This is a genomic window from Vibrio sonorensis (assembly GCF_001854765.1).
In the GTDB taxonomy this organism is placed as follows: Bacteria; Pseudomonadota; Gammaproteobacteria; order Enterobacterales; family Vibrionaceae; genus Vibrio; species Vibrio sonorensis.
In genome coordinates, this window is the sequence record NZ_LJJE01000060.1 from 71,677 (window position 1) to 97,510 (window position 25,834).

General features: G+C 45.0%; 15 protein-coding genes, 2 pseudogenes and 1 other annotated feature. Of the genes and pseudogenes, 5 read left to right on the forward strand and 12 right to left on the reverse strand.

Translation table 11 applies throughout. The features are described from left to right. The first annotated feature begins 22 nt into the window (after positions 1-22). Positions 23-352: a hypothetical protein gene (locus BLO31_RS09640; protein ID WP_070965239.1), complete on the forward strand. Its 330-nt coding sequence runs from the start codon at positions 23-25 to the stop codon at positions 350-352. Positions 353-629: 277 nt separating this feature from the next. On the opposite strand, the gene BLO31_RS09645 is transcribed toward BLO31_RS09640, so the two are convergent. The 8 genes and pseudogenes from BLO31_RS09645 to trpL2 all read right to left on the reverse strand — a co-directional run bounded on the left by BLO31_RS09645 (position 630) and on the right by trpL2 (position 9,150). Then, positions 630-1,886, reverse strand: coding sequence for a dicarboxylate/amino acid:cation symporter (locus BLO31_RS09645; protein ID WP_070965243.1), 1,257 nt, complete (start codon positions 1,884-1,886; stop codon positions 630-632). A gap of 334 nt (positions 1,887-2,220) precedes the next feature. Further along, the gene (trpA, locus tag BLO31_RS09650; RefSeq protein ID WP_070965246.1) at positions 2,221-3,030 is read right to left on the reverse strand and encodes a tryptophan synthase subunit alpha; all 810 of its coding nucleotides are present in this window, start codon (positions 3,028-3,030) and stop codon (positions 2,221-2,223) included. Beyond that, positions 3,030-4,220 (reverse strand): tryptophan synthase subunit beta, encoded by a 1,191-nt coding sequence (trpB, locus tag BLO31_RS09655; RefSeq protein ID WP_070965249.1) that lies wholly within the window; start codon positions 4,218-4,220, stop codon positions 3,030-3,032. Before trpB ends, trpA begins: the two co-directional genes overlap by 1 nt. Positions 4,221-4,247: 27 nt before the next feature. Beyond that, on the reverse strand, positions 4,248-5,675 hold the full coding sequence (gene trpCF, locus BLO31_RS09660) for a bifunctional indole-3-glycerol-phosphate synthase TrpC/phosphoribosylanthranilate isomerase TrpF (RefSeq protein ID WP_070965253.1): 1,428 nt from the start codon (positions 5,673-5,675) through the stop codon (positions 4,248-4,250). Between the two features lie 5 nt (positions 5,676-5,680). Then, a pseudogene (trpD, locus tag BLO31_RS09665) lies at positions 5,681-6,678 on the reverse strand (anthranilate phosphoribosyltransferase). A gap of 19 nt (positions 6,679-6,697) precedes the next feature. After that, positions 6,698-7,288, reverse strand: coding sequence for an aminodeoxychorismate/anthranilate synthase component II (locus tag BLO31_RS09670; RefSeq protein WP_070965256.1), 591 nt, complete (start codon positions 7,286-7,288; stop codon positions 6,698-6,700). A 6-nt stretch (positions 7,289-7,294) separates the two neighbouring features. Next, entirely contained in the window at positions 7,295-8,857 is a 1,563-nt protein-coding gene (locus BLO31_RS09675) for an anthranilate synthase component 1 (RefSeq protein ID WP_070965261.1), read from the reverse strand. A 135-nt stretch (positions 8,858-8,992) separates the two neighbouring features. Continuing rightward, positions 8,993-9,090, reverse strand: a sequence feature (Trp leader region). Continuing rightward, complete coding sequence (trpL2, locus tag BLO31_RS23490) at positions 9,049-9,150, reverse strand: tryptophan operon leader peptide (RefSeq protein ID WP_139158982.1); 102 nt, start codon at positions 9,148-9,150, stop codon at positions 9,049-9,051. It overlaps the preceding feature by 42 nt. 83 nt (positions 9,151-9,233) lie before the next feature. Here trpL2 and rnm point away from each other — a divergent pair, with 83 nt between their 5' ends. Beyond that, positions 9,234-10,076: an RNase RNM gene (gene rnm / locus BLO31_RS09680; protein ID WP_070965264.1), complete on the forward strand. Its 843-nt coding sequence runs from the start codon at positions 9,234-9,236 to the stop codon at positions 10,074-10,076. Positions 10,077-10,141: 65 nt separating this feature from the next. Here the strand turns inward: rnm and BLO31_RS09685 are convergent, their stop codons facing one another. Beyond that, the gene (locus BLO31_RS09685) at positions 10,142-17,404 is read right to left on the reverse strand and encodes a beta strand repeat-containing protein (RefSeq protein WP_070965267.1); all 7,263 of its coding nucleotides are present in this window, start codon (positions 17,402-17,404) and stop codon (positions 10,142-10,144) included. A gap of 712 nt (positions 17,405-18,116) precedes the next feature. Here BLO31_RS09685 and BLO31_RS09690 point away from each other — a divergent pair. From BLO31_RS09690 to BLO31_RS09700, 3 genes are all read left to right on the forward strand, one after another. Next, entirely contained in the window at positions 18,117-18,737 is a 621-nt protein-coding gene (locus tag BLO31_RS09690) for an L-threonylcarbamoyladenylate synthase (RefSeq protein WP_070965271.1), read from the forward strand. Between the two features lie 101 nt (positions 18,738-18,838). Continuing rightward, the gene (gene rluB / locus BLO31_RS09695; protein WP_070965274.1) at positions 18,839-19,780 is read left to right on the forward strand and encodes a 23S rRNA pseudouridine(2605) synthase RluB; all 942 of its coding nucleotides are present in this window, start codon (positions 18,839-18,841) and stop codon (positions 19,778-19,780) included. Positions 19,781-19,946: 166 nt separating this feature from the next. After that, positions 19,947-20,945, forward strand: coding sequence for a virulence RhuM family protein/type II toxin-antitoxin system death-on-curing family toxin (locus BLO31_RS09700; RefSeq protein ID WP_217495117.1), 999 nt, complete (start codon positions 19,947-19,949; stop codon positions 20,943-20,945). Positions 20,946-20,991: 46 nt separating this feature from the next. Here the strand turns inward: BLO31_RS09700 and cydC are convergent, their stop codons facing one another. From cydC to trxB, 3 genes and pseudogenes are all read right to left on the reverse strand, one after another. Continuing rightward, the gene (gene cydC / locus BLO31_RS09705) at positions 20,992-22,710 is read right to left on the reverse strand and encodes a heme ABC transporter ATP-binding protein/permease CydC (RefSeq protein ID WP_070965278.1); all 1,719 of its coding nucleotides are present in this window, start codon (positions 22,708-22,710) and stop codon (positions 20,992-20,994) included. Then, entirely contained in the window at positions 22,703-24,487 is a 1,785-nt protein-coding gene (gene cydD, locus BLO31_RS09710) for a heme ABC transporter permease/ATP-binding protein CydD (protein ID WP_070965282.1), read from the reverse strand. Before cydD ends, cydC begins: the two co-directional genes overlap by 8 nt. A gap of 118 nt (positions 24,488-24,605) precedes the next feature. Beyond that, positions 24,606-25,561 (reverse strand): annotated as a pseudogene (trxB, locus tag BLO31_RS09715) (thioredoxin-disulfide reductase). Positions 25,562-25,834 lie beyond the last annotated feature (273 nt).

Consider the following 25,834-nt stretch of genomic DNA (forward strand, 5'->3'; position numbering starts at 1 on the left):
TTCACTCGAATGAGGAGCATTTATGGTAATCGGGGATTTATCATTAGGTAAAATCATAGAAAGAAAAATCGATTTCTTACTACACAATGGAATAGCTCCTTGGGATGGTGATAATTATGACTTGGGTGAAAAAGATGCATTGGAGAGAATGCTTGAAGACTCAGGTAAATTAACCTCAAGTGAGTTTGAGGAAAAATATCTGAAAGAATTGGTAAAGCTAAGTAATTGGTTTGATGGTAAAGAGTATTGTAAAGATGACGATGATGAATACTATGAAGCATATAACAATACGATTGTTTCTATTCTTGAGCTTATAAACCCTCTCCACAAATATGCACCAGACGATGACTAGAAATACAACAAACGTTTGAGGGTTCAAGGCTCTTTTTTAATCTGATCAAAACGGCATTGGGCAATGCACCTAAAACGTTTATGTCCAATTGTGAGTCACGGTAACAGTAGGCCTATTGTATGATTGAGTGGTTGTTAACCAGTGGATGAGTAAGGTCGAGCCTAGTTTTGTTCAAACTACGAAACAGTTTCACCAACCTTTTGATACTAACTTACTGAACTTAAAAACAAAAAAAGCCACTCGAAAGTGGCTTTTTAAATAGAACGAATTTTAGAAATTAAGCTTGTTGCTGCTTAAGTTCTTCTTGTTTCTCTTCTTCAACTAGCGAATCAACGATTACGGCACATGCAGCATCACCAGTGATGTTTAGTGCAGTACGAATCATGTCGAAGATACGGTCAAGAGCGAACAACAGAGGTAGACCTTCGATAGGAATACCAGCCGCTAGAAGTACCGCTACAACCAAGAAAGAAGGACCCGGAACACCCGCCTGACCAACTGCACCTAGCGTTGCTGTTACGATAATAGCGATGTATGCGCCCATTGATAGGTCAATGTTAAACAGCTGTGCAAAGAAGATAGCTACCAAACCGTAGTAAATCGCGTTACCAGACATGTTGATCGTTGCGCCCAATGGAAGCACGAAAGAAGCCGTAGAGTTACGTACGCCTAGTTCGTTCTCAACAGTATCCATAGTAACTGGAAGTGTTGCCATTGAAGATGCAGTTGAAAGTGCAACAGCCTGTGGCTTCTTCATCGTTGATAGGAACTTCTTAGCCGAAGTCTTGGTAAATACGTGAACCATTGCTGGGTAAACGATAAAACCGAAGATAAGGATCGCAGCAACGTAAACGACAAATAGCTTGAACACAACCATTAGTGCGCCGAATCCGAATGTACCAACGGCTTCAGCCATTAGGCCAAATACACCAAGAGGTGCAATTAGCATAACTTTGTTGATCATCCAAACCATTGCATCAACGATACAGTTAACACCGTTCATAATTGGTTCGCGACGCTCTTTGCTCTGCTTAGAAATCGCGATACCGAAGAACAGGCAGAAAACCAAAATCTGAAGAATGTTTGCTTCGTTTAGTGACTGGAAAACGTTAGTTGGGATCATACCAGTGACGGTAGCCCAGAAAGTGGGTAGTTCACCTTTTGAAGCGTACTCAGCAGAGAACATGCCTTCAACGCCAGAAACATCGATACCCATACCCGGTTTAAACACTTCACCCATAAATAGAGCGAGTGCAACCGCTAGAGCGGATGTAAGGCCAAAGTAACCTAGGGTAGTAAGGCCAACTTTACCTGCGTTAGCACTGTTACCTAGACCAGCAGCGCCTGAAATCAGAGCGACAGCGACCAAAGGGATAACAAGCATCTTAATTAGGTTGATAAAAATCGCACCTAAAGGAGCAAACATGGTTGCGCTTTCGCCCATTGCGGCACCGACTGCAGTACCTACAATCATGGCAATCACAACTTGAACACCAATATTGCTTAGTAAATTCTTTTCTTTTAACACTTCCATAACCTCTGTGCTAATAAATTTTAAATTCCCAGCATTACCATCTAACTATATCTACAGTTAAGGATGATAATGTCGCTTTGGTTTTTACACTTAAATTTCACAATTAGCAATAAGCCAATAGGGAATAGCTCGCATTTAATCGCGCTTTCTTTGACGAATGATAGTTTTTTAGACAAAGCAAACGTTTTCTATTTGTGGGGTTAATGGTTTTTGGTGGTTTTATCTAGAGGGGTGTTGATTTTGATTGAGGCGGAAAATAGGTGGAAATGTTAAAAAAAGATCGATTTCTCTCGGTTCTAAGAAATCGATCTCATAGCTAGAATAAAGAAGGAGGTTAACCCTTAGCGGTAGCAGCCTTCATGTTTGATACAAAATCGCCAAGTTGTTGTAACATCTTTTCTGGATTGTCTTGATTTTGTTCGATAATTTTGACGACTGCTGAACCAGAGATCGCTCCAGCTGCGCCCGAATCAATAGCTTGCTTAACTTGCTCTGGAGCAGAGATACCAAAACCGAGTAGGGCTGGCGGTGCGTCGAACTGATTGAGCTTCTCAAGCATGTCTCCAACAGGCATGTTGGCTTTGGTTTCAGCTCCGGTAACACCAGCTCTAGATAGCAAATACGTATAGCCGCCGCCTAGGCTGGATACTGATTTCAGTGTCTCATCACTTGCCGTGGGTGGGGCGATGAAAATAGGGTGGATACCCGCTTTTTCAGCCGCCGCGACAAACTCATCACTTTCGTTAGTCGGCACATCGGCAATCAGCACAGAATCGATACCCGCTTCGGCGCAACGCTGGTAAAAAGCTTCGACGCCTCGTGAGTAAACAAGGTTAGCGTACATGAGTAGGCCAATCGGAAGTTCTGGGTACTGAGCGCGGATTTTAGCGATTTGGTCAAAACAGATATCTGGTGTAGAGCCAGATTCTAATGCACGGATATTGGCGCCTTGAATGGTTGGGCCATCAGCGAGAGGATCTGAAAACGGGATACCCAGTTCCAAGGCATCGGCACCAGATTCCACTAACGTCTGCATAATGCGAAGAGACTGTTCAGGGTTTGGATCGCCTACAGTTACAAAAGGAACAAAGGCCCCTTCGTTTTTACTTGAAAGGCGTTGGAACATGGCTTGATAACGGTCCATTAGATCGCTCCTTTTTCTTCTAGAATGGCATGGACAGTGAAGATATCTTTATCGCCACGACCAGACAGGTTGACTACCAGTAGTTGCTCTTTTTCTGGGTTATTGCGCGCCATTTTTAGCGCGTGCGCTAGTGCGTGTGAAGACTCAAGTGCAGGGATAATACCTTCGTTTCTCGCAAGCTCTTGGAACGCGTCTAACGCTTCGTCATCGGTTACGTTGTCGTATTCCGCTCGGCCAATCGCATTGAGGTGCGCGTGCTGAGGACCAACCGACGGGAAGTCTAGGCCAGCCGAAACAGAGTACGACTCTTCTACTTGACCGTGTTCATCCTGCATTAGCGGCGCTTTCATACCAAAGAAAATACCTGTTTTACCATGTTTGAGAGGAGCGCCGTGTTGGTCGGTATCAATACCTTTACCCGCAGGCTCAACACCGATCAAACGCACGGTCTCTTCTTCGATAAAATCAGCAAACATACCGATGGCATTGGAACCACCACCTACACATGCGATAACGGCATCTGGCAAACGACCTTCTCTGGCAAGGATCTGATTTTTGGTCTCTTCACCAATCATGCGTTGGAAATCGCGCACTATAGTTGGGAATGGGTGAGGGCCAGCCGCAGTACCAAGTAGGTAGTGCGCGTCTTCATAGCTGGCAGACCAGTCGCGAAGTGCTTCGTTACACGCATCTTTTAACGTGGCACTACCGGAATGAACAGGAATTACCTCAGCGCCCATTAGCTTCATGCGAAAAACATTTGGACTTTGGCGTTCAACATCCTTTGCACCCATGTAGACGCGGCATTTAAGGCCAAGTAGTGCACAGGCTAAGGCAGTTGCAACACCGTGTTGCCCCGCGCCTGTCTCAGCGATGATCTCTTCTTTACCCATGCGCTTGGCAAGCAGTGCCTGACCAAGTACTTGGTTAGTTTTGTGCGCACCACCGTGCAGTAAATCTTCGCGCTTGAGGTAAAGCTTAGTTTTTGTACCTTTTGTTAGGTTCTTGGTAAGCGTTAGCGCGGTAGGGCGTCCAGCATATTCTTGAAGCAGTGACATAAATTCACTGCGAAATTCTGGGTCCTGCTGAGCGTCAATAAAAGCGTCTTCAAGCTGTTCCAATGCTGGGACCAGTATTTGAGGAACGTATTGACCGCCGTATTCGCCAAAATAGGCATCGAGTTTTGCCATGGTGATATTCCTTACTCTTAAATTTGTTTAATAATGACGAATCGCAGCAAAGGCTTGTTGCAACTTATCTAAATCTTTTTTTCCGGGCGCACTTTCCACGCCCGAGTTTAGGTCTAAACCTAAGGTTTTTAACCCAGCGGCTTGTCGTGCATTCTCTGGGTTAAGACCGCCTGCTAACATAACGTCGTCGACACCTTCTAACAAAGACCAATCGAACGTCTGCCCAGTGCCGCCACTTTGAGAGCCCACTTGGCTGTCGAATAGGTGACGATTGATAGGAGCAGAGAGCTTGTTGGGAGCGGCGTCACTCACGCCATAGGCTTTCCAGATCTCTATTGAATCATCGAGCGCATCGCGCAGCTGTTCAATATACTGGCTCTCTTCGTCACCGTGGAGTTGAACGGCAGAAAGTTGTAATTGGTGAGCCAACTGAGCCACTTCACTGACAGCGCGATTGCGGAAAACACCAACGTATTTTAACGGTGCTCCACTGATCACTTTAGACGCTTGCTCAGCCGAAACATGTCTCGGTGATTCTGGAACGAAAATAAGCCCGCCAAACACAGCACCAGCTTGATACGCATGGTTAGCATCTTCACTTCGAGTCAGACCACATACTTTGTTTTCTCCCAGAATAACCTTCTTTACCGCCGCTTCTAGGTCTTCTTCACCCATTAAAGAACTACCGATCAAAAAGCCATCTGCAAACACCGCTAAATTGCGAACTTGCTGGTTGGTGTAGATCCCCGATTCAGAGATAACTACAGCGTCTGGTGCTAACTCGCGAATGAGAGGAGCAAGTTCCTTCGTACGGTTTAGGTCCGTGGAGAGATCGCGTAAGTTTCGATTGTTAATGCCGATGACTTTAGCGCCCAGCATAACGGCGCGATGAAGTTCTTGCTCGTTACTGACCTCGGTTAAAATACCCATATTTAGCGAATGGGCCACATCTGCTAGCTCGGTGTATTCTTGGTCATCTAATACGGATAACATCAGCAAAATTGCGTCAGCTTGATGGTGGCGCGCTAGGTGTACTTGGTAGGTATCAACCATAAAGTCTTTGCATAACACTGGCTGCTTTAACTGGTTGCGCACGGTTGGCAAAAAGTCGAAGTTACCTTGAAAGTATTTTTCATCGGTAAGCACAGATACCGCGCTGGCATGTTTGCCATATACAGATGCGATATAGTTGAGATCAAAGTCTTTTCGGATAAGCCCTTTTGACGGTGATGCTTTTTTGCACTCAAGGATAAACGCGCTGTTCTCACCTCTAAGTGCTTGATAAAAGTCTCTATCTGAAGAAGTGATTTCTGATTGAAAACTTTCTAGAGGTTGTGCTTGTTTGCGCTCTTCAATCCAGATGCGCTTGTCGGCAACAATCTTAGCCAGTACTTCAGCCATTTGCGCTTCTTTTTTAGAAACGTGTTCTGATAGTTGCTCTGTTTTGCTAGTCATGGATATTAACCTCTTTGTGCTAAGGCGTTGACCAGTTCAAATGCCTTGCCTGAGTTCATTACATCAATTGCTTTTTGCGTGTTTGCTTTTAGATCTTCGAATCCAAATAGCTTCATAAGTAGTGCTACGTTGGCAGCGACAGCGCAACTTGAGCAGGCGTACCTTCGCCTGTGAGCATCTTGGTTATGATGGCTTTGTTCTCTTCTGGACTACCACCTTTAATCGCTTCCAGTGGGTAAGAATCTAGGCCAAAATCGGCTGGGCTGAGCGTGTAACGTTGAATTTTACCATCGACAATTTCAGCTACTGTCGTTACACCGTGAATTGCGACCTCATCTAAACCACTTCCGTGGACAACAGCAGCGCGTTTCATGCCCATTTCTAACATGGTTTCAGCAATCGGCTGGACCAACTCTTCACTGTAAACGCCCATCAACTCAATATTCGGTCTTGCAGGGTTAATCAGCGGGCCAAGAATATTGAAGATAGTTCTTGTCTTCATTGTCTGACGCACAGGCATAGCGTGACGGACACCACCGTGGTACTGAGGGGCAAACAAGAAAGCGACGCCCAAATCGTCGACCGCTTTGCGAGTTTCTTCGGCGCTCATGGCGAGGTCGATACCAAACGAAGCCAGCAGATCAGACGACCCCGACTTACTCGAAACACTTCGGTTCCCGTGTTTTGCAACCTTTAAACCGCACGCCGCCGCAACGAATGCCGCCGTCGTTGAAATATTGATTGTGTCGTGGCCGTCGCCGCCGGTGCCAACAATATCCGCAAAGTCGTAATCTGGGCGAGGGAAGGGGTTGGCATTCGCCAAAAGCGCTTTAGCGGCACCGGCTATCTCTTGTGGCGTTTCACCTTTTATTTTTAGCGCGGTGAGTGCTGCTGCCATTAGAATCGGATCTAACTCGCCGCGAATAATAATATCAAAGAGTTGCTGGCTCTCTTCTTGAGTAAGCGAGTCTTGCTGATAAAGCTTATTTAGAATTGATTCCATGTCTATATCCTTATACCTATTAAGCAGCGTTCTTCTCTAGTGCCCACTCTATTGCATTGCCCAATAGCGTGGCTCCCTGAGTGGTCATTATGGATTCCGGATGAAACTGGAAGCCACAAACTTTATCGTTTTCTTGAACAACTGACATGACGAGTTGATTGACTTCAGCGGTGACTGTAAGAGCCGAAGGCACTTCAGTCGCGACTAAAGAGTGATATCTTGCAATGGCAAGTGGTGATGGAAGGTCTTGATAAATAGCGTGACCTTGATGTTCCATCATAGACACCTTGCCATGGACGATTTCACCAGCGCCACAAACTTTGCCACCATAAGCCTCTACAATTGCTTGATGACCAAGACAGATGCCTATCATAGGAACTTTGCCTTTGAGGCGTTGTATTAGCTCTGGCATAGAGCCAGCCTCAGAGGGAGCCCCCGGTCCCGGTGAAAGAATAACCACCGGATTGGAAAGAGACAAAACGGCTTCTTCAATGTCAGAAGCGGCGATGTGATTGCGATAGATGGTTACCTGATGACCAAGAGAACGGAATTGATCAACAAGGTTGTAGGTAAATGAATCGAAGTTATCGATAAATACGAGATCCGCCATTGCTAGTTACTCCTTGTGCGCACTAAGAATTGCGGAAATAACCGCTTGAGCTTTGCCGCGTGTTTCGTCTGCCTCGGATTGAGGATCAGAATCGAACACTACACCAGCACCCGCCTGAACCTGCGCTATACCATCTTCGACGTAAGCGCTGCGAATAACAATACAAGTATCTAGTGTACCTTCGCCCGTTAAGTAACCGACTGCGCCACCATAACTACCGCGTCTTGCTCCTTCAACTTCACGGATAAGTTGCATGGCGCGTATTTTTGGTGCGCCAGTCAAGGTGCCCATATTCATACAAGCTTGATAAGCGTGAAGGGCATCTAAATCGTCTCTCAATTGACCGACAACGCGAGAAACGAGATGCATCACATGGCTGTACCTATCGACTTTCAATAGGTCGGCAACGTGGCGAGTGCCCGGCTCGGAAATCCTAGCGACATCGTTACGAGCTAAGTCAACCAACATCATGTGCTCGGCGTTTTCTTTCATATCCGTGCGAAGTTCAAGCTCGATACGGCTGTCTAAATCAAAATCTATACTGCCATCTTGGTGCTTGCCTCGACGACGAGTCCCAGCGATGGGGTATATTTCCACTTGGTTAGTTGCCGTTTCATATTTCAGTGCACTCTCTGGCGAGGCACCAAACAACGTAAACAGTTCATCCTGCATAAAGAACATGTAAGGACTAGGATTGCTCTGCTTTAGCTCGCGGTAAGCGGCAAGTGGAGAAGGGCATGGCAGGGTGAATCTGCGCGATGGTACGATTTGGAAAACATCCCCTTTTACCACGTATTCCTTTAAATCTCTTACGGTCTGGCAGAAATCTTGGTCGCTGATACTTGGCACAGCTTCGCTGGCGTCAATAGTTTGCGCCTTGGGAAGCGGCTTTGGAGATTCACATTGACGGCTGATCTCATTTAATCGCGCTTCAAGTGCATGTTTTTGATTGTTGCCAACAAATAGCGAGCCTTGAAGTTGACAGGTTTCTGTTTGGTGATCGACGACCAACAAGGTTTCCGCGACATAAAATACGTAGTCCGGGCATTGGTTTGTGGCTTTTGCCCCGCCTAAGGGTTCGAAATTAGCAACTAAGTCATAGGCAAAAAGCCCGCCCATAAATAGGGCATGTTGCTCGTGTTGGTTTAACTCAAAGCTGTGCTGCAATAGTCGAAGTGCATCGAATGAAGACGCTTCTCTTAACCTAGAGTCTTCATCCAACACCTTGTTAGGTGATGGAAAATGCAGTTTGAGTTCATTACCTTCAAAGCTAGCCAGTTTTTCTGCTCTTACATTTTTTGCTAAGTGAGAGAGTAACTGACGACCATTTTCCGTTAAAGCGGTCATGGACACCTTGTCACCAAAGCAGACGATCCGAACGGCAGAATCAACAATAAGCAGGCTTTTCAAATTTTGTTTGGAATCAATCTCGGCTGATTCCAGCAATAAACTGTCCGTTTTCTTTTCACATAGAGTATGGAAAAGACGCGTCGGATCTTGAGTATATGGCACTGAAGTATTGATAACTTCAATCTTACCAAGTGCTTTTATTTCAATGGCCTTGTTCACAAGACCTCCTTTTTATATTGATTCTGATTTATATCTTCCTGTCCAACATACTCGCATAAAGATCGCTGATTCCCAATGTTAAAGAGGGACGAATTGGCGGTTGTTTGAGCAGTTGGTTGTGAGATACACAACAAAACAAAAAAGCCCGCTATTTGAGCGGGCTTTTACGAAGAAATTTTACACATGCGTCTCTAAGCCCACCCAGATTGAATCCAAGTGCGCCACCAGATCAGCTCAGCAGTATGGGCTACTGAAACTTTCACTTTATGGTCTTGGTTAAATTCTTGTAACATACAAGCCTTGATTAAGAGATAGTGTATTTGCGTACTAGTTAACTAGTGCAAGGGTCAAAAGTCAACCCAAAATATTAAAAAACATGAAAATAGATTTACACAGTCACACCACGGCATCCGATGGTCGGCTCTCCCCACAAGAATTGATCGACAGAGCGGTCAGTTTTGACGTTAAGGTACTCGCGATTACTGATCACGATACCGTTGCAGCGCTGGCTGAGGCGAAGCAATACGCGGACGGAAAATATCCGGATTTAAAAATTATTAACGGGATCGAGATATCTACCGTTTGGCAAAACAAAGATATTCATATAGTAGGGTTAAATATTGACCCAGACTCTTCAGCTCTAAAAAATTTGATTAACCAGCAACAAGAACACCGACAAGCTCGTGCCGAATTGATCGCGCATCGGTTGTCAAAAGCGACACGAGATGGAGTATTAGAAGAAGTAAAAGTCATTGCTGGAGATGCGCCAATCACGCGTGCCCATTTTGCCAAGTGGTTAGTGGATAATGGCTACGCGAAAACTATGCAGCAAGTATTTAAGAAGTACTTAACCAGAAATAACCCCGGTTACGTGCCGCCGAACTGGTGTTCGATGAAAGACGCCGTACAAGCTATACACGCTGCGGGCGGACAAGCCGTGTTGGCTCATCCCGGTCGCTATGATCTAACCGCCAAGTGGATAAAGCGCTTAATCTCTGCGTTTGTAGAAGCGGGTGGGGATGCAATGGAAGTGGCTCAACCACAACAAGCTCAACAAGAAAGACGCAATCTGGCTGATTATGCAATTCACTACCAACTGTTGGCCTCGCAAGGCAGTGACTTTCATTATCCGTCTCCTTGGATGGAGCTTGGTAGAAATTTGTGGCTTCCGTCAGGCGTGGAACCCGTATGGAAAGATTGGGGTTTGGAAAACGCTTAACTAAACAAAAAAGGCTGAACCTAGGTTCAGCCTTTGTCGGGGTTAGCCATTATTTTAAACTAAAGTTACTTATGGAAAAGCTTACTTGATATGGCATCGGGCATAATAGTGACCGAATCGTATGTTTTACTGCCGGAGTTTATTACATCACTCGTGAACACGGACTGCCATTGACCGCTACCTGAGATGTTTTCCGTCCCACCAATAAAGGCTACTTCCTCGGTTGAATTGTTGAACAAGAACTTAGTATTGTTTCTCGCAAACGTCCAATCCGTATCATTGTTTAAAAACTGGATGTACTCTAAGTCATCTGTGAGTTTTATCAATTTAACAGATTGATCTGCAATGAAACTATCTTGCAATAGTGCTTCAGTACTATCAGTAATTCCTGCAGTTAATAGAACCTGAGTTCTTGACGAAGTATAAAAATCAGAAAGCCCTTTCAGAACATAATAGTTACCAAGACTGTCTTTGAGTAGTTGAGCATAAAAGAAGTTACCGATGCCACTCACCCACTCGAAGGTGACTCCTGATGCGATTTTAACGTCATCAGGTACATCAGTTACAGCGCCAACTAAACCACTATAATTTAGGTAACTATCAACCTGCTTGTGCGCAACAAGTCCGTCGACTTCATTTGAGTAAATCGCACCGTCGTCACCTAAGAAGGAACTCTTGTACATTTTATCAGCATCACTGTAGGTAACACTCAACAACATTGTTAATTTAGGGAACTCTGGAATAGCAACTTGCTCTGTCGTTCCGTCGGATTTCAGCATGTAGTACTTACCACTAGCTGTTACAGCGAGTGGTTCGCGATGGCTGTGACTAATTACTCTTATCGTTCTAATATTGACGATAACTTCATTGTCTATCACTGGGAACTTATTCCAAGCACCGACACCGCCATTTTCAGGTTTTGCGGCATCAGATGTCGCTAATACTGGTACGTTATTGGCATCCCTCGGTTGAGATCCATTTACATCCCATACCTGACCATCCCCATCTAGGATGTAGTTGTAATAAGCGTACTCGCCCGCATGCCCGACAAGGGTTGATGTTTTAATGTTATCCGCATATTTGTATGGAATATTTCTAGCATCTCCAACTAGTCCACCCAAACCATGTACGTTGTCTCCGACTGACCAAAGTTCATTAGTGTGAGTGATCATGACGTTAAGAGCATGTTGTTTATAACCATTAGTCGCTATTTGAGCCAAGTTATTCGGTAAACATTTTTCGTCATCGGTAAGTTGATCGAAATAGCTATTATCAGGAGTAATGATATTCGTACCATTAAAGTGATCTATTGAGAAATCTATATAGGTCGAGTCGTCAAACTGACAACTATGTATTTCATACTCGTAAATACCTACTCCCCCAGCGCTGTCTTCTAAATCGCCGGATAAGTTGATTTGCTGAGTTTTTTCATTCGCTATAGATGATACAAACCCTTGAGCACCTCTACCAAACCCTAGAAGTGTATCGATATTGGTAACAAACAATGAGCTACTAACCCAGTTGTTGATCGTTGGTGTGTCATTGGAAGATACGATCACTGGCTGAGCGGTTAACGATTGGTGAGCAAACCCTAAATAGGTGTTGTCCACACTTCGTTGGTTAGGCAACGAATTTTCGTACGCATTCGATAACGGTATGTTTTTCTGCGTAACGACATTACCGTCATAATCCGTCCAAAGTTCACCAGTAATAAAATTCACAAACATCACATTATCTTCGTCGACTTGGGTAATTCCATTTGGCTGACGAATTTTGTACCCTGCGTTAGCCACTTGTTCTAATTCACCATTAGAATTACGTAGCAACTGAATCGAGTTACCATTGGAACTGTATAGCTCGTTTCCATAAGCGTTTATCACAGTGTCGTTTGCGTCAATGATTAAGCCGGGCTTAACAATGATAGGGTCTCCGTTAGTGTTTAGAGCATAGCCACCAGAGCCATCAGGTTGTACAACTCGAATTTCGCCTGTAGGTTGATTATTACTATCCAGTACCTCTAGTAAAACACTGCCATTAGTATCGTGATTCACTCCAGAAGTTGCGCCATCAATTGGTTTTAACAGAGAGTCTTCTAGGCCGTAAGTGATATCGTTTCCATCAACATCAAACAGCGTACCATCAACAATAATAATGGGAGCAGAGCCAACCGTGACCGAACCGTCGCTAGACATCGAAACCGTCGCTCCACCTGTGACAGTTGAACTTGAATCGTGCATATCAACCACAACACTACCATCTAGTTCCTGTACAGGAGTGTAGCTACTGTCAAGTTGCGGTGTTAGTAGTTGCCCCTCAGGACCTTTCACATGCACACCATTACCGTCAATCACGTAACCATCGCCATCTACTAGAACTGGTGGTAGCGGGTCAACAACGTATTTATGGCCAGATATTTTACGCTCCGTAGTGAACTGGTTGCCAGCGAGATCAGAAACCCAAACAGAAACACCATATGCACCATCAAGTAGCTCATAGATATCAATAGTACTGATGGTGATACTTCCATCACTATTAGTAACCAGTGTGGTGTTTCCAATAAGGTCTGATTCTTGATGCTCTATATACCATTGATCTGTGGCGTCTTTGCGGATTGAAACCACAGGGTTGGTCGTTAGAGATTGAACCCCATATGGGACTTCTGGCTGATATCCGTGAACACCAGTGTCAAATACCGTAACCAGTAGTCGGTATACATCGTCATCAAAACCGTTAACGGTCACCTCTACATGGTGCTGTTCGTCGGTTCCAGTGATCAGGATGTCTGTACTAGCTAGGGTCGTGTTAAGGTTATCGTCGGCTTCTGCCGTTGTGTCTTTTTGCAGCGTTTCATCAATCGTAGCGGAGTTACCAGCAATATCAGTTACAAAGACAGAAACATTAATATTTCCATCCGTTAACGATGAGATATCGGTGTCAGCGACACTCCATTGCTGAGTTGTGGCATCTTTATTTGCCAGAACTGTAATATCACCTGTTGTGGTATCTGAATCACTGAAAGTCAAAGAAATTTCATCAACATCATTATCTATACCTACAAATGCGATATTGATATCAGAAACTTCAGTAAGGTTAGCCAGCTTGTCAGTGTCTAAAATATTGACAGAGATATTGCCATTGGCGATGGTATCTTTAACGAAAGAACTGCTGGTAGTGGCTTCATTCCCTGCATCGTCGGTAATTATGACAGAAACGGTTATTGTACCATCGTCTAACTGGTCAATTGCTGTGTTCGGTACTGTCCACTCATTAGTAACGGGATCTTGGGTTGCATCCAGTTCAATTTGCTGTTTTCCATCGCTATAAGTGACGACCACCTTGATAGCCTCAGCACTCACATTCGAAATGACGGTCTGTACACTTTGCGCTTCAACGCTATTGATCAGAGTGTCGCTACCAGTGAGCGCATTTACGGCAAATCCACTTAGCGTTGCAATAACGGTATCCTTAGTAAGTGTTGTGGATATCGAAGAGGTATTACCTGCCACATCACTTAGAGTCGCCGTTACAGAGATGGTCCCATCTTGAAGACTTGTTATATCCACTTGAGGCACAGTCCATTGATTCGTTGTCTGGTTCAGTAGTGCGTCAACGGTAATGTCAGTGGTAGAACTGTCACCATCGCTGAACTTAACAGTAATGGCAGTGACTTCGTTGTCGATGTTGGATAATAGTGTCGAAATGTCAATGACTTCAACTGAATTGGCAAGTTGGTCGTCTGGCTCAACACTCAGTTGAGGATTTCCCTGAATACTGGTGTCTTTAGTGAGTGTTTCACCTTCAGAATAATGGTTCCCCGCATCGTCACTTGCGGTAATAGAAACCGTGATATCGCCATCGGCTAAGCTACTTAAGTCGGCGTCATTAACAGTCCAAACGCCATTGTTAAGCTGGGCGTCGACAGTGACGTCATTGCCACTACTATCGGTGAAGGTGACTTCTACGTTGGTCGCTTCACTACCGATATCGTTAAGTGTGATTGGTACACTTAGGGCTTCAGTTGCATTGATCAGCGAGTCGAGGGTTACACCAAAGTTCTGTCCAACATTGAAGCTGGTATCTTTGACTATTGTGCTATCGACAGATTCACTGTTTCCTGCATCGTCACTTGCAGTGATGGTCACCGTAATATCACCATCGGCTAGCGCGCTTAGGTCGGCATTGTCTATTGTCCAACTGCCGTTATTTAGCTCGGCATCAATCGTGACGGTATCGCCATTGCTATCGGTGAAGGTGACTTCTACATTGTTCGCTTCACTACCGATGTCGTCAAGCGTGATGGGTACACTTAGAGCTTCAGTTGCATTGATCAGTGAATCGAGGGTTACACCAAAGTTCTGTCCAACATTGAAGCTGGTATCTTTGACTATTGTGCTATCGACAGACTCGGTATTACCAGCATCGTCACTTGCAGTGACGGTCACCGTAATATCACCATCGGCTAGCGCGCTTAGGTCGGCATTGTCTATTGTCCAACTGCCGTTATTTAGCTCGGCATCAATCGTGACGGTATCGCCATTGCTATCGGTGAAGGTGACTTCTACGTTGGTCGCTTCACTACCGATATCGTTAAGTGTGATTGGTACACTCGGGGATTCGGTTGCATTGATCAGCGAGTCGAGGGTTACACCAAAGTTCTGTCCAACATTGAAGCTGGTATCTTTGACTATTGTGCTATCGACAGATTCACTGTTTCCTGCATCGTCACTTGCAGTGATGGTCACCGTAATATCACCATCGGCTAACGCGCTAAGGTCAGCATTGTCAATGGTCCAAACGCCATTGTTTAGCTCAGCATCAACAGTGACAGTATCATTGTTGCTATCGGTGAAGGTGACTTCTACGTTGGACGCTTCACTACCGATATCGTTGAGCGTGATGGGTACACTACCAGCTTCACTTTCGTTGATCAGCGAGTCGACAGCTACGCCAAAGTTCTGTCCAACATTGAAGCTGGTATCTTTGACGATTGTGCTGTCTGCTGACTGGCTATTGCCCGCGTCATCGCTTGCTGTAATGGTAGCAGTAATATCACCATCGGCTAGCGCGCTTAGGTCAGCATTGTCAATGGTCCAACTGCCGTTATTTAGCTCAGCATCAACCGTGACGGTATCGCCATTGCTATCGGTGAAGGTAACAGCAACACTGGTCGCTTCGTCACCAATGTCGTCAAGTGTGATTGGGACGCTTCCGGTTTCAGCTTGATTGATGAGCGAATCAGTGGTCACTCCAAAGTTGTTTCCAGTAACAAAGCTCGTGTCTTTTAGTAAACTATCCTGAGCTGTAGCTGTGTGGTTAGCATCGTCATGTACTAGCACTGTGGCGGTGATATTGCCATCGAGGAGTGCTCTGATATCAGCCGGAGATATGATCCAGTTGCCACTGCTATCTTGCGTAACTATTGCAGAAACATCTGCCGTTGAGCTATCCCCATCGCTATAAGTGACCTCTACCGTGTCAATATCATCATCGATACCAGATACTACGGCACTCACATGAGTGGCTTCACTCGCATTGGTCGGCTTGTTAGTTTCGTCAACCGTCAGGGTTAAGTCATTTCCGCTATCTGCACTACTATCAATGACTGCTCCACTATCCGGTGATATTTCTACTTCCCCTTCTTCACCTGTTTCGGTATTGGTATCAGGGTCGACAATATCGACGATGATGTTGCCCTCGTCGTCCTTTAAGATGTCGCCATTGTCATCGACTTGCGGAATGCCCACATTGCCATTTTCATCCACGATAGGGTTGTTGTCTCCATCGGTGATCACTTCACCTGGAGAAACCATCACATCGGGTTTTCCTTCCGTTACTTCTACTTCGCCATTTTGATCCATTTCTATCGTGGCCGCATTATCGCCTTCGTCTACAACGCTTCCAGTGTTTGGATCATAAATATCAACAACGACGTTACCGTTTTGAGCGGTGACTAAATCACCATCGCCGTCAAAGTTAGGCTTGAGCAACTCACCGTCTTCAGTTTTTACTTGTTCACCATTGCCGTTAATGACGTATCCGTTGTCATCGATCAGTACAAGGGGTAGGGGCTCTATGCTGACGAGTCCAGTTTCTGGGTCAACGACAAGCTGACCTTTTCTATCAACTGGGTCATGAGGAGGATCTGATTCGACGATATCTACGATGAGGTTCCCCTCAGGTGATCTAACATACTCTCCATCGTCGTTGGTAACGGGTGTGTTCGCTTCACCGTCAATAATAGTAGCGGTTTCCCAGCTGTCAGTGGTGATTTCACCAGGCGAGACCATAACGTGGGGGCGTTCGTCAATGAACTCTACATCACCTTCTGAATTCATTTCCGTGGTTGCGGCGTTATCACCATCTTGGACCAGTAATCCGGTTTGGGGATCGATGATATCGACTACTGGATGGCCATTTTGGTCGGTAATCAAATCGCCATCTGAATCATAGTTTGGCTTCAGCCAATCGCCATCTTCTGTCACGACAAGGTTACCGTTACCATCGGTAATATAGCCATTGTCATCAATCAACACCGGAGGTAGTGGTTGGATTGACCCATTACCATCCGGGTTGATGATGAGTTCGCCTTTTTCACCAGTCTTCTCGCTGGTGTCCGGATCGACAATATCAACGATAATGTTGCCGTCCGGCGAACTGACGTTGTCGCCATTCTCGTCTAGGGTTGGTATGCCGCCGTTGCCATTCTGATCTTCAATAATATTTCTGTCACCGTCGGTAATGATCTCACCTTCGGATATTAGGAAGCTTGGTCCGTGACCACTCCAGCCAGTATCAGGATGATAGGTGTTTGACTCTTTGCCATGTAGGGTGCCATCGGGTGTATAGATGTCGACAACGACAGAACCGTCGATATCAAAAACAAAATGATCATCGCGATCTGTTAATGGTTTGCCTATCATGCCAGCGTCAGTGGTTATACGCTGCCCGCTATCGTCAAGAAGGTAGCCATCTTCGTCTACAATTGGGAATGGCACTGGAATGAGGTCAAGGTTTCCAGCCTCGTCTATAACTGGTGTCAAATCTTCTTCCACAAGGAGCATGCCCTTTTCACCAGTGGGTTCGTTGTCTTTGAGAAGCTCTACCAACACTCGGCCAGACTCATCTTTTATCAATTTGCCATCTGCGGTTAAAACAGGTCGGGTTGTATCGGTATAAAGATTGGCATAGGGGTTTTCTAATGGTTGATTATCTGAACTAAATTGACTCGGCTCTTGAGGAACAAAAATAGTGCTGCCATCGTCGCTACAACCGGTGAGTCCCATGGTGAATATAGCGGCTACGGCGACCGCTAATTTACTTTTTTTCATTGCATAACATCCGTTGAGTTAAATCTGATTTTAAATTCTCTGATACCTCGCAGGACTTTTTTTCGCTGAGCCAATTTTATTTGGTAAATGCTAAAGCCTATATAAGACAGAGGGTTACAGAGCTGAATAACCGCTCGGATGTTATATTTTTAGTTGATTTTGAGTATGTCACTAGAATAAGTGAGAATAAATTAATGCCTATCTTTAACAATTGCCTGAATTACATATTTACTAATTGGTTACTAATTGTATTAATAATATTTATATAGTGTATTAATTAGACCTTATTCAGATTAAAAATCACAAACGTGCAACTATGATTATATGTTTGTATGACAATGGTCGCTATTTCATATGTTTTGTGTGGATATAGTTGGGAACGAAATAATGGAATGAATGTTTGTTTATTTTTCGGTGTTTTTCGATTTTGTTTATAGGCCACGATTAATTACTGATTATAGTTTCGCGAAAAAACAGTTTCTAAACCGATGTAGAGGGAATAGTCACCAAAATTGCACAATGCAAAACGCTCAACTCGGTTTTCCTAATCACTTTGCATTTTTCGTTTTGGCGACACGTTGAAATCTGAACTGTTTTTTAAATTGTACTACCCAGATCCCTATACAGCGTTTAAACTAATAGCCAACTATCTGATATTAAAAGTAGTCTAAAAAAAACATAGAGTCGCGAGACTTGATGATGAGGAAATGCCATGAGTCAGTTTTTTTATGTTCATCCAGAGAACCCACAAGCCCGCTTGATCACCCAAGCCGTGGCGATTATTCGCAATGGTGGTGTTGTCGTTTACCCTACCGATTCGGGTTACGCGCTTGGCTGTCAGTTGGAGAATAAGCAGGCTTTGGAAAGAATATGTCAGATTCGTCGTTTGAATGAAAAACACAACTTTACCTTATTGTGTCGAGACTTATCTGAACTGTCCATTTACGCTCGTGTAGATAATACCGCCTTTCGGTTGTTAAAAAACAATACTCCAGGACCTTATACCTTCATTTTCAAGGGTACCAAGGAAGTGCCTCGTCGATTGATGAACTCAAAACGAAAAACCATCGGTATTCGTGTTCCTGACAACCAAATTGCTTTAGACCTCTTGGAAGCGTTAGGCGAACCTTTAATGTCTACCTCCCTGATTTTGCCGGGCAATGACCACACTGAATCTGATCCAGAAGATATCCGCGACAAGCTGGAACACGCGGTAGATTGCATTCTCAATGGTGGATACTTGGGTGAGCAACCGACAACAGTGGTTGATTTCAGTGATGAAGAGCCTGTTATCGCTCGTGTTGGCTCGGGTGATCCTGCTCCTTTTGAGTAACAAATTTGGTGCTTTTAACTTAGACTTTTGCCATAATGTCCGGCCGCATTTTAGCGGCTGAAGATTAACGACGTCTGTGAAGACGACACATAGGTAGATAAATGAACGAAAAATTGCAGAAAGTGTTAGCACGGGCAGGTCATGGTTCTCGTCGCGAGCTCGAATCGCTAATTAAAGCGGGTCGTGTAAGTGTTAATGGAATCGTTGCCAAGCTGGGTGAACGTCTGGAAGATGAAAATGCGATCGTACGAATTGACGGTCACACCGTATCTGTGAAAGCTCAGGAAGAGGTGATTTGTCGCGTATTAGCATACTACAAACCAGAAGGTGAGCTATGTACCCGTCACGATCCCGAAGGTCGACGCACTGTATTTGATCGTCTACCAAAAATTCGTGGCTCGCGCTGGATTTCTGTAGGTCGTCTCGATGCCAACACTTCTGGTCTACTTCTGTTTACCACTGACGGTGAACTTGCCAATCGTCTAATGCACCCTAGTCGCCAAGTTGAGCGTGAATATCTGGTTCGCGTATTTGGTGAAGTCACAGAAGATAAGGTTCGCAACCTTGTTCGAGGCGTAGAGCTAGAAGATGGTATGGCGCGTTTTGAAGATGTTGTTCACGCTGGAGGAGAAGGCATGAATCACACTTTCTACGTGGTGATCAACGAAGGTCGTAACCGCGAAGTGCGTCGCCTTTGGGAGTCTCAAGACTGTACAGTAAGTCGACTCAAGCGTGTGCGTTATGGCGATATCTTCCTTGATAAGAAGTTACCACGCGGCGGTTGGATGGAACTTGATCTGAAAGAGGTCAACTACCTTCGCGATTTGGTTGAGTTGCGCCCTGAAAAAGAAACGCTGCTGGATCAGAACAAAGCTAATTCATCTCGTAAGCGTGAGCGTTCGCGTAGCCAGAAAATTCGCCGTGCGGTGAAGCGTCACGAAGAGCGCGTGAACAGTGGTGGTGGCCGTAGCAATAACCCAGCACGTAGAAAAACGAAGCGCGGCGGTACGAATACCAGTGGTAATCGAAACCGACAAAAATAGCATTCGAATGAGATAGAGCAGCCAGTTGGCTGCTTTTTTTATGCCAAAAAACGTTATGTTGTTGACTTGGGCACTGTTAACAAATACTCGGTGATAAACAACTATATGTAAGCCCTTAGCGTGCTATCATACCCGTTTGTGCGAGTTGATGTATATGGGTGGCCTCTTGAGCGATATTAGCGAAATTAACGTCGAAATCTTCGAAACTGATGCCGGAAGTGTTGAAGTGAAAATCCATAATGAAACCGTTTGGCTCACGCAAAGTCAGATGGCTGAGTTATTTACAACATCTACGGATAATGTTGGATTACACCTAAAAAACATCTTTATTGATGAGGAACTACTTGAAAGCTCAACTACCGAGGATTACTCGGTAGTTCGCCAAGAAGGTCGCAGAAGCGTAAGACGGACGCTTAAGCACTATAATCTAGACGCGATTATCTCAGTAGGTTACAGGGTTAACTCTAAGCGTGGTGTTAGATTCCGACAGTGGGCAACCAAGTTACTAAAAGAGCATTTGGTAAAAGGCTACACAATCGATCATGCTCGCTTCGAATCAAACGCTCAAGAACTGGAAGCAGCATTGAAGCTGGTACAAAAATCCATCCAATCACCAGAGCTAACCTTGTCTAGTAGCAAAGGTATCGTTGATATAATTAGCAAATACACTCATACCTTTTTGTGGTTACAGCGGTATGATGAAGGGCTACTGACTGAACCACAAGGTACAGAAGGTGGAATGTTAGCGCACCCTAATAAAGCGCAGCAGGCACTAGAAGAACTCAAGGCTGACCTTATATCAAAACAGCAAGCAACAAATCTCTTTGCTCAGCCACGAGGGGATGGTCTTGATAGTATTTTTGGAAACTTGGATCAAACGGTCTTTGGTGAACCTGCCTATCCTTCATTAGAGTCAAAAGCGGCTCATCTGTTGTACTTTGTCGTAAAGAACCACCCTTTTTCGGACGGAAATAAACGTTCAGCAGCATTTTTGTTTGTCGACTTCTTGTATCGAAACAATAGATTATACAATGAGGATGGCAGTTCTGTGATTAATGATGCAGGGTTGGCAGCATTAACGTTACTGGTTGCTGAGTCTGACCCCAAGCAAAAAGACATAATGATTCGACTTATCATGAATATGCTAGCCCCTACAGAGGTATGACTACTAAGGGGCTATGTTTAGCTACACGGAAATATAGCTGAGCCAACTATAGAGTTTGGCATAACTCAAAGTAGCGTCCTTGTTTTGCTATAAGAGTCTGATGTGCTCCGTGTTCTATGACTTGCCCCTGTTCTATCAGACAAACCGCATCCATTTGATCTAAGTTCACGAGTCTATGTGTGATAAATACAACCGTCTTACCTTCAAAATGGGACTCAAACAAGTTCATAATTTGTTGTTCGGTTTGCTTATCTAAGCCTTCAGTAGGTTCGTCGAGAAGTAGAATAGGGGAGTTGTGTAAAATCGCTCTTGCAATTCCAATACGTCGTTTTTCGCCACCGGAAAGTTGACGGCCGCCATCGCCAACCCATGTATCAAGTCCTTGATCGTTCAGCAGGTTAGCCAATCCGACTTTCTCTAATGCAGTGGCTATTTCGGCATCATCGGCTTCTGGCTTGGCCATCAACAGGTTATCTCTTAAAGTGCCGTTAAGAATGTCTACACGTTGGCTAACTACCGTAATTGCTTGCCTTAGCTGACTTTCGTTCCAACTGCGAAGTGGCTGCCCGCACAGGAGAATTTCACCTTGATTCACGTCCCAATAGCGAGTTAACAATTGGGTTAGCGTCGACTTTCCTGAACCAGTCTGTCCGACAATGGCGATTTTACTGCCTGCTTCAATTTTAAGGTTCACGTTCTGAAGCGCGGGAGATTGGTCGTCATAAGCAAAGGAGACGTCACGATATTCAATAGAGTAGTTGCCATCGTGTTGGGTCTCTTGGTCGGGAAAGGTCACTTCAGGCTCACTCAAGATTACCTGATTAAGGCGTCGAGCTGATGTCATGGTTTGCCCAAGATGCTGGAATGCACCCGCGATAGGCATTAGTAACTCTACACTAGCAATAGTAGCAAATGCGACCATCGCGATAAGTGGGTCAGGGGCTCTTCCTCCGATACCATCTGCTGCAAGCCACATCATTAATACTAGAGTCCAGCCATTGGCAAGCATTAGTAGAGCTTGAGCCAAACCTGAGAAATGGGCGTTGACCAGTTGATTGTTCATCAAACGACGCTGAGCGTCTAAGATGGCGTTGCGATACCTTTCTTCTGCACCAAACAGAGTGAGTTCACTATATCCTTGGAGCCAATCTAGTCCTGCAATTCTCAACTTGGCCTTGTGCTGTGTTAGCTCTAGGCCATTGCGCTTACCCAATTTGTAGAAAAGTATTGGCCAAGTAATTACTAACACCAATAAAATACTACCTAGTGTCAAACCTATTTCTAAATCAAACCAGCATAAAAACGCAGTAAGGGAAGCAATACCAAGTGTACCTACCACCATTGGACTAATGAGTCGCAGATATACGTGGTCCATTGCATCGATATCGGCGATCAGTCGGTTTAATAGGTCCGCGTCTCTCAGGTTTGATACTCTTCCGGGTATTAAGGGAGCGAGCTTACTAAAGAAGTAAATTCTCAAATCCGTTAATAGTTTGAAGGTTGCGTTGTGACTAACCACACGTTCCCCCCAACGCCCAGCTGTACGCCCCATGGCAAACCCACGTACAAAGGCACCGGGTAACATATAATTGAATGTTTCTCGGGCTATGGTTAAACCTGCTACGGCAGCCGCGGATAAGAACCAACCAGATAAGGTCAATAAGCCAATAGAAGCAAATAAGGTCGCGAATGCCAAAAGCATTCCTAGGCTAAGACCAAACCAGTGCTTTTTGTAAAGTTTTAGATAAGGAAGAAGATCACGCATCTAAGTTCCCCTCATTAGCTTGGTTTAGTGACTGGTTCGCTTTTAGCATATCGCTAAACAATCCTTCTTGTTGGCTCAGCGCAGTGAAGTCACCTTGCTGAACCAATTGACCCTGTTTCATAACAAGTATCTGTTCGACGTTTTTCAAAGGCGCAAGTTGGTGAGTGACCATTAATGTTGTTTTGTTGGCGGTGGCGCGCTGTAACCCGTCCATGACCAAGTGTTCACTTCTTGCATCGAGGCTTGCGGTAGGTTCGTCGAGTAGCCAGAACTGTCCGTTTTGAACCATGGCTCTTGCAAGAGCAAGGCGTTGGGCTTGGCCAACCGATAAACCACCTGAGCGATCGGAGATCATATAATCTAATCCGTGTCTCTCTACGAACTCTTTAGCGTGGGAATGTTCTAGCACTTCTTCAATGAAAGTAGGGTTGATTTCGCTTTTTCCAAGGGTGATGTTATCTAAGATCGAGCCGTGTAATAAAAGTGGATTTTGTCCTACCCAACTCGTTGTTTTACGCCAGCTTTCCAAATCGAGGTCAGTGCGTTCCACGCCATTGATTTTAAGCGAGCCGGTGTAGGGTAGGAAACCGAGTAACGCGTTGACTAAACTGGTTTTTCCCGCACCACTTGGGCCAACTAAAGCCGTGGTTTTGTCAGCTTCAAGCGAAAAGCTGACAGGCCCAAGTAGGACTTTTCCTTCTGAGCTGAGTACTTCAAGATCGGTAGCTTGAATAGTAACACTGCCTGATGGCACAACAGTTACGCCAGATTTAACTGTATCAACGTCTGTATTTAGGAAGTCAACGATGCTTTCGGCGGCACCAACGGCTTGCTGTTTGGCGTGATAGAAAGTTCCGAGATCTCTAAGAGGCTGGTAGAACTCTGGAGCAAGTATCAAAATGAATAAACCGGAAAACAGTGTAATGCCTAACCCATAGTCACCAAAGTTAAGCTCGCCAATAAAGGCGAAACCAAAGTAAACCGCAGTTAAAGCAATTGAAATTGAGGTAAAGAACTCCAACACCGCAGAAGAGAGGAAAGCAATTCTTAACACTTCCATCGTGCGGCTTCGAAACACCTCCGAAGCGCCGCGCATTAGTTCGGTCTCCGCTTTGGTACGGTCAAACAGTCGTATGGTTGTCATCGACTGCAAACGGTCATAAAAATGGCCAGAGAGTCTTTGCATCGCCTTAAAGTTCTTCTGGCTTGCGTCTGCGGCTTTGATACCAACAAGCGCCATAAAGAGAGGGACCAAAGGCGCAGTGATCAAGAATATGAATCCAGCGGCCCAGTTGACCGGAAAGACAACCACTAAAATAACAAACGGGATAAGGACCGACAGGGACATTTGAGGCAAGTAACGGGCAAAGAAGTCGTGCATGTCTTCGACTTGTTCTAACATCAGTGTTGCCCAACTACCCGCTGGTTTACCTTTAATGTAGGCAGGCCCAAGCTCTCGTAGTTTATCTAAAATCTGCTGACGTATGACGAGTCGAATTTGCTCCCCACAGCGGAAGCCAGCGATTTCGCGTCCCCAAGAGCAAATGGCTCTTACTCCTATGAGTGACGCGAGTAAAACAAACTGACCTATCAACTCGGATTTGTCTGTTTGTTCAATAATAAGTTGGTGCAATATTGAGGCGAGTAGGGCGGCTTGACCCAGTAAGAAGAGACTGGAAAGTACGCCTAAACCTACAGCAATACCAAGCCAGCGCTTAGCGAGTTTGCTTTGCTGCTTGAGCCACTTGTTTAAGCTACGCTGCTTTTTTTTATCCATGTTTGAAGGCAATAGATGTTTTTATAAGTTTGAGCGGCGCATTATACAAAAAAAAATGCCTCGTAGGGATACTACGAGGCAATATGAGCATGATCTAGCAGAAAATAATCTGTTAGCTTTAGTTTTCTAGTCCGTCGAGGAAACGCTCGGCATCCAATGCGGCCATACAGCCCGTGCCCGCAGAGGTAATCGCTTGGCGGTAGTTGTGATCCATGACATCACCAGCAGCAAATACACCGGGAATACTCGTTTGAGTCGCGTTGCCTTCTAAGCCTGACTGTACAACGATGTAGCCGTCTTTCATTTCTAACTGACCAGTGAACATATCGGTGTTTGGTTTATGACCGATGGCGATAAACGCGCCCATTACATCAATTTGTTCAACCTTGTCAGATTGGGTATCTTTAATGCGAACACCAGTTACACCCATATCGTCTCCGACTACTTCGTCAAGGGTACGGTCGGTATGTAGAACGATATTGCCGTTTTCAACTTTGTCCATTAGACGGTTAACGAGGATTTTTTCAGCTCTGAAAGAATCACGACGGTGAATAAGGTGTACTTCTGAGGCGATGTTAGAGAGGTAAAGCGCCTCTTCAACGGCAGTGTTGCCACCTCCCACAACGGCGACTTTCTGATTTTTGTAAAAGAAGCATCACACGTTGCACAAGCCGATACTCCACGGCCTTTGAATGCTTCTTCTGACTCCAAGCCAAGGTACTTTGCAGAAGCACCAGTAGAAATGATCAAAGCGTCACATGTGTATTGCCCAGAGTCGCCACTTAGCTTGAACGGGCGAGCACTTAAATCGACCTCGTTGATGTGATCGAACAATATCTCTGTTTCGAAGCGCTCTGCGTGTTCTTTCATGCGCTCCATTAAGTTTGGTCCGGTTAGACCTTCTGGGTCTCCCGGCCAGTTTTCAACTTCTGTTGTTGTGGTTAGCTGACCACCTTGCTGCATACCTGTTACAAGAACAGGGTTTAAGTTTGCACGAGCGGCATAAACCGCTGCGGTATAACCCGCTGGACCTGAGCCAAGAATTAGTAATTTGCTGTGTTTCACGTCGCTCATAGAGGCTCCATAATGATTAATCTAATGCTACGTATTCTGCCTGATACAGACTCAAGCTTCTCAATAGGTTAATGAGAAATAACGAACCAATGATTGTTGTAACGTAGCAATGGTTGCGATCGATTGTATGGAAAATATTGGGCCAATGAAAGATTAAACAAGGGCAAATCGTGAAACAAAACGTTATAGATTAGAACCCAATTTAAGTAAGGATATTTAGTTCTGTAGAATTCGCTTGGAGGTAGCATTTCTCTCTTTAGTAGAGGAGTTGAC

What these genes read in the sequence shown, in the direction of transcription:
- BLO31_RS09640 (WP_070965239.1), top strand. Translation starts at nt 23, where the DNA reads ATGGTAATCGGGGATTTATCATTAGGTAAAATCATAGAAAGAAAAATC.
- BLO31_RS09645 (WP_070965243.1), bottom strand. Translation starts at nt 1,886, where the DNA reads ATGGAAGTGTTAAAAGAAAAGAATTTACTAAGCAATATTGGTGTTCAA.
- trpA (WP_070965246.1), bottom strand. Translation starts at nt 3,030, where the DNA reads ATGGACCGTTATCAAGCCATGTTCCAACGCCTTTCAAGTAAAAACGAA.
- trpB (WP_070965249.1), bottom strand. Translation starts at nt 4,220, where the DNA reads ATGGCAAAACTCGATGCCTATTTTGGCGAATACGGCGGTCAATACGTT.
- trpCF (WP_070965253.1), bottom strand. Translation starts at nt 5,675, where the DNA reads ATGACTAGCAAAACAGAGCAACTATCAGAACACGTTTCTAAAAAAGAA.
- BLO31_RS09670 (WP_070965256.1), bottom strand. Translation starts at nt 7,288, where the DNA reads ATGGCGGATCTCGTATTTATCGATAACTTCGATTCATTTACCTACAAC.
- trpL2 (WP_139158982.1), bottom strand. Translation starts at nt 9,150, where the DNA reads ATGTTACAAGAATTTAACCAAGACCATAAAGTGAAAGTTTCAGTAGCC.
- rnm (WP_070965264.1), top strand. Translation starts at nt 9,234, where the DNA reads ATGAAAATAGATTTACACAGTCACACCACGGCATCCGATGGTCGGCTC.
- BLO31_RS09685 (WP_070965267.1), bottom strand. Translation starts at nt 17,404, where the DNA reads ATGAAAAAAAGTAAATTAGCGGTCGCCGTAGCCGCTATATTCACCATG.
- BLO31_RS09690 (WP_070965271.1), top strand. Translation starts at nt 18,117, where the DNA reads ATGAGTCAGTTTTTTTATGTTCATCCAGAGAACCCACAAGCCCGCTTG.
- rluB (WP_070965274.1), top strand. Translation starts at nt 18,839, where the DNA reads ATGAACGAAAAATTGCAGAAAGTGTTAGCACGGGCAGGTCATGGTTCT.
- cydC (WP_070965278.1), bottom strand. Translation starts at nt 22,710, where the DNA reads ATGCGTGATCTTCTTCCTTATCTAAAACTTTACAAAAAGCACTGGTTT.
- cydD (WP_070965282.1), bottom strand. Translation starts at nt 24,487, where the DNA reads ATGGATAAAAAAAAGCAGCGTAGCTTAAACAAGTGGCTCAAGCAGCAA.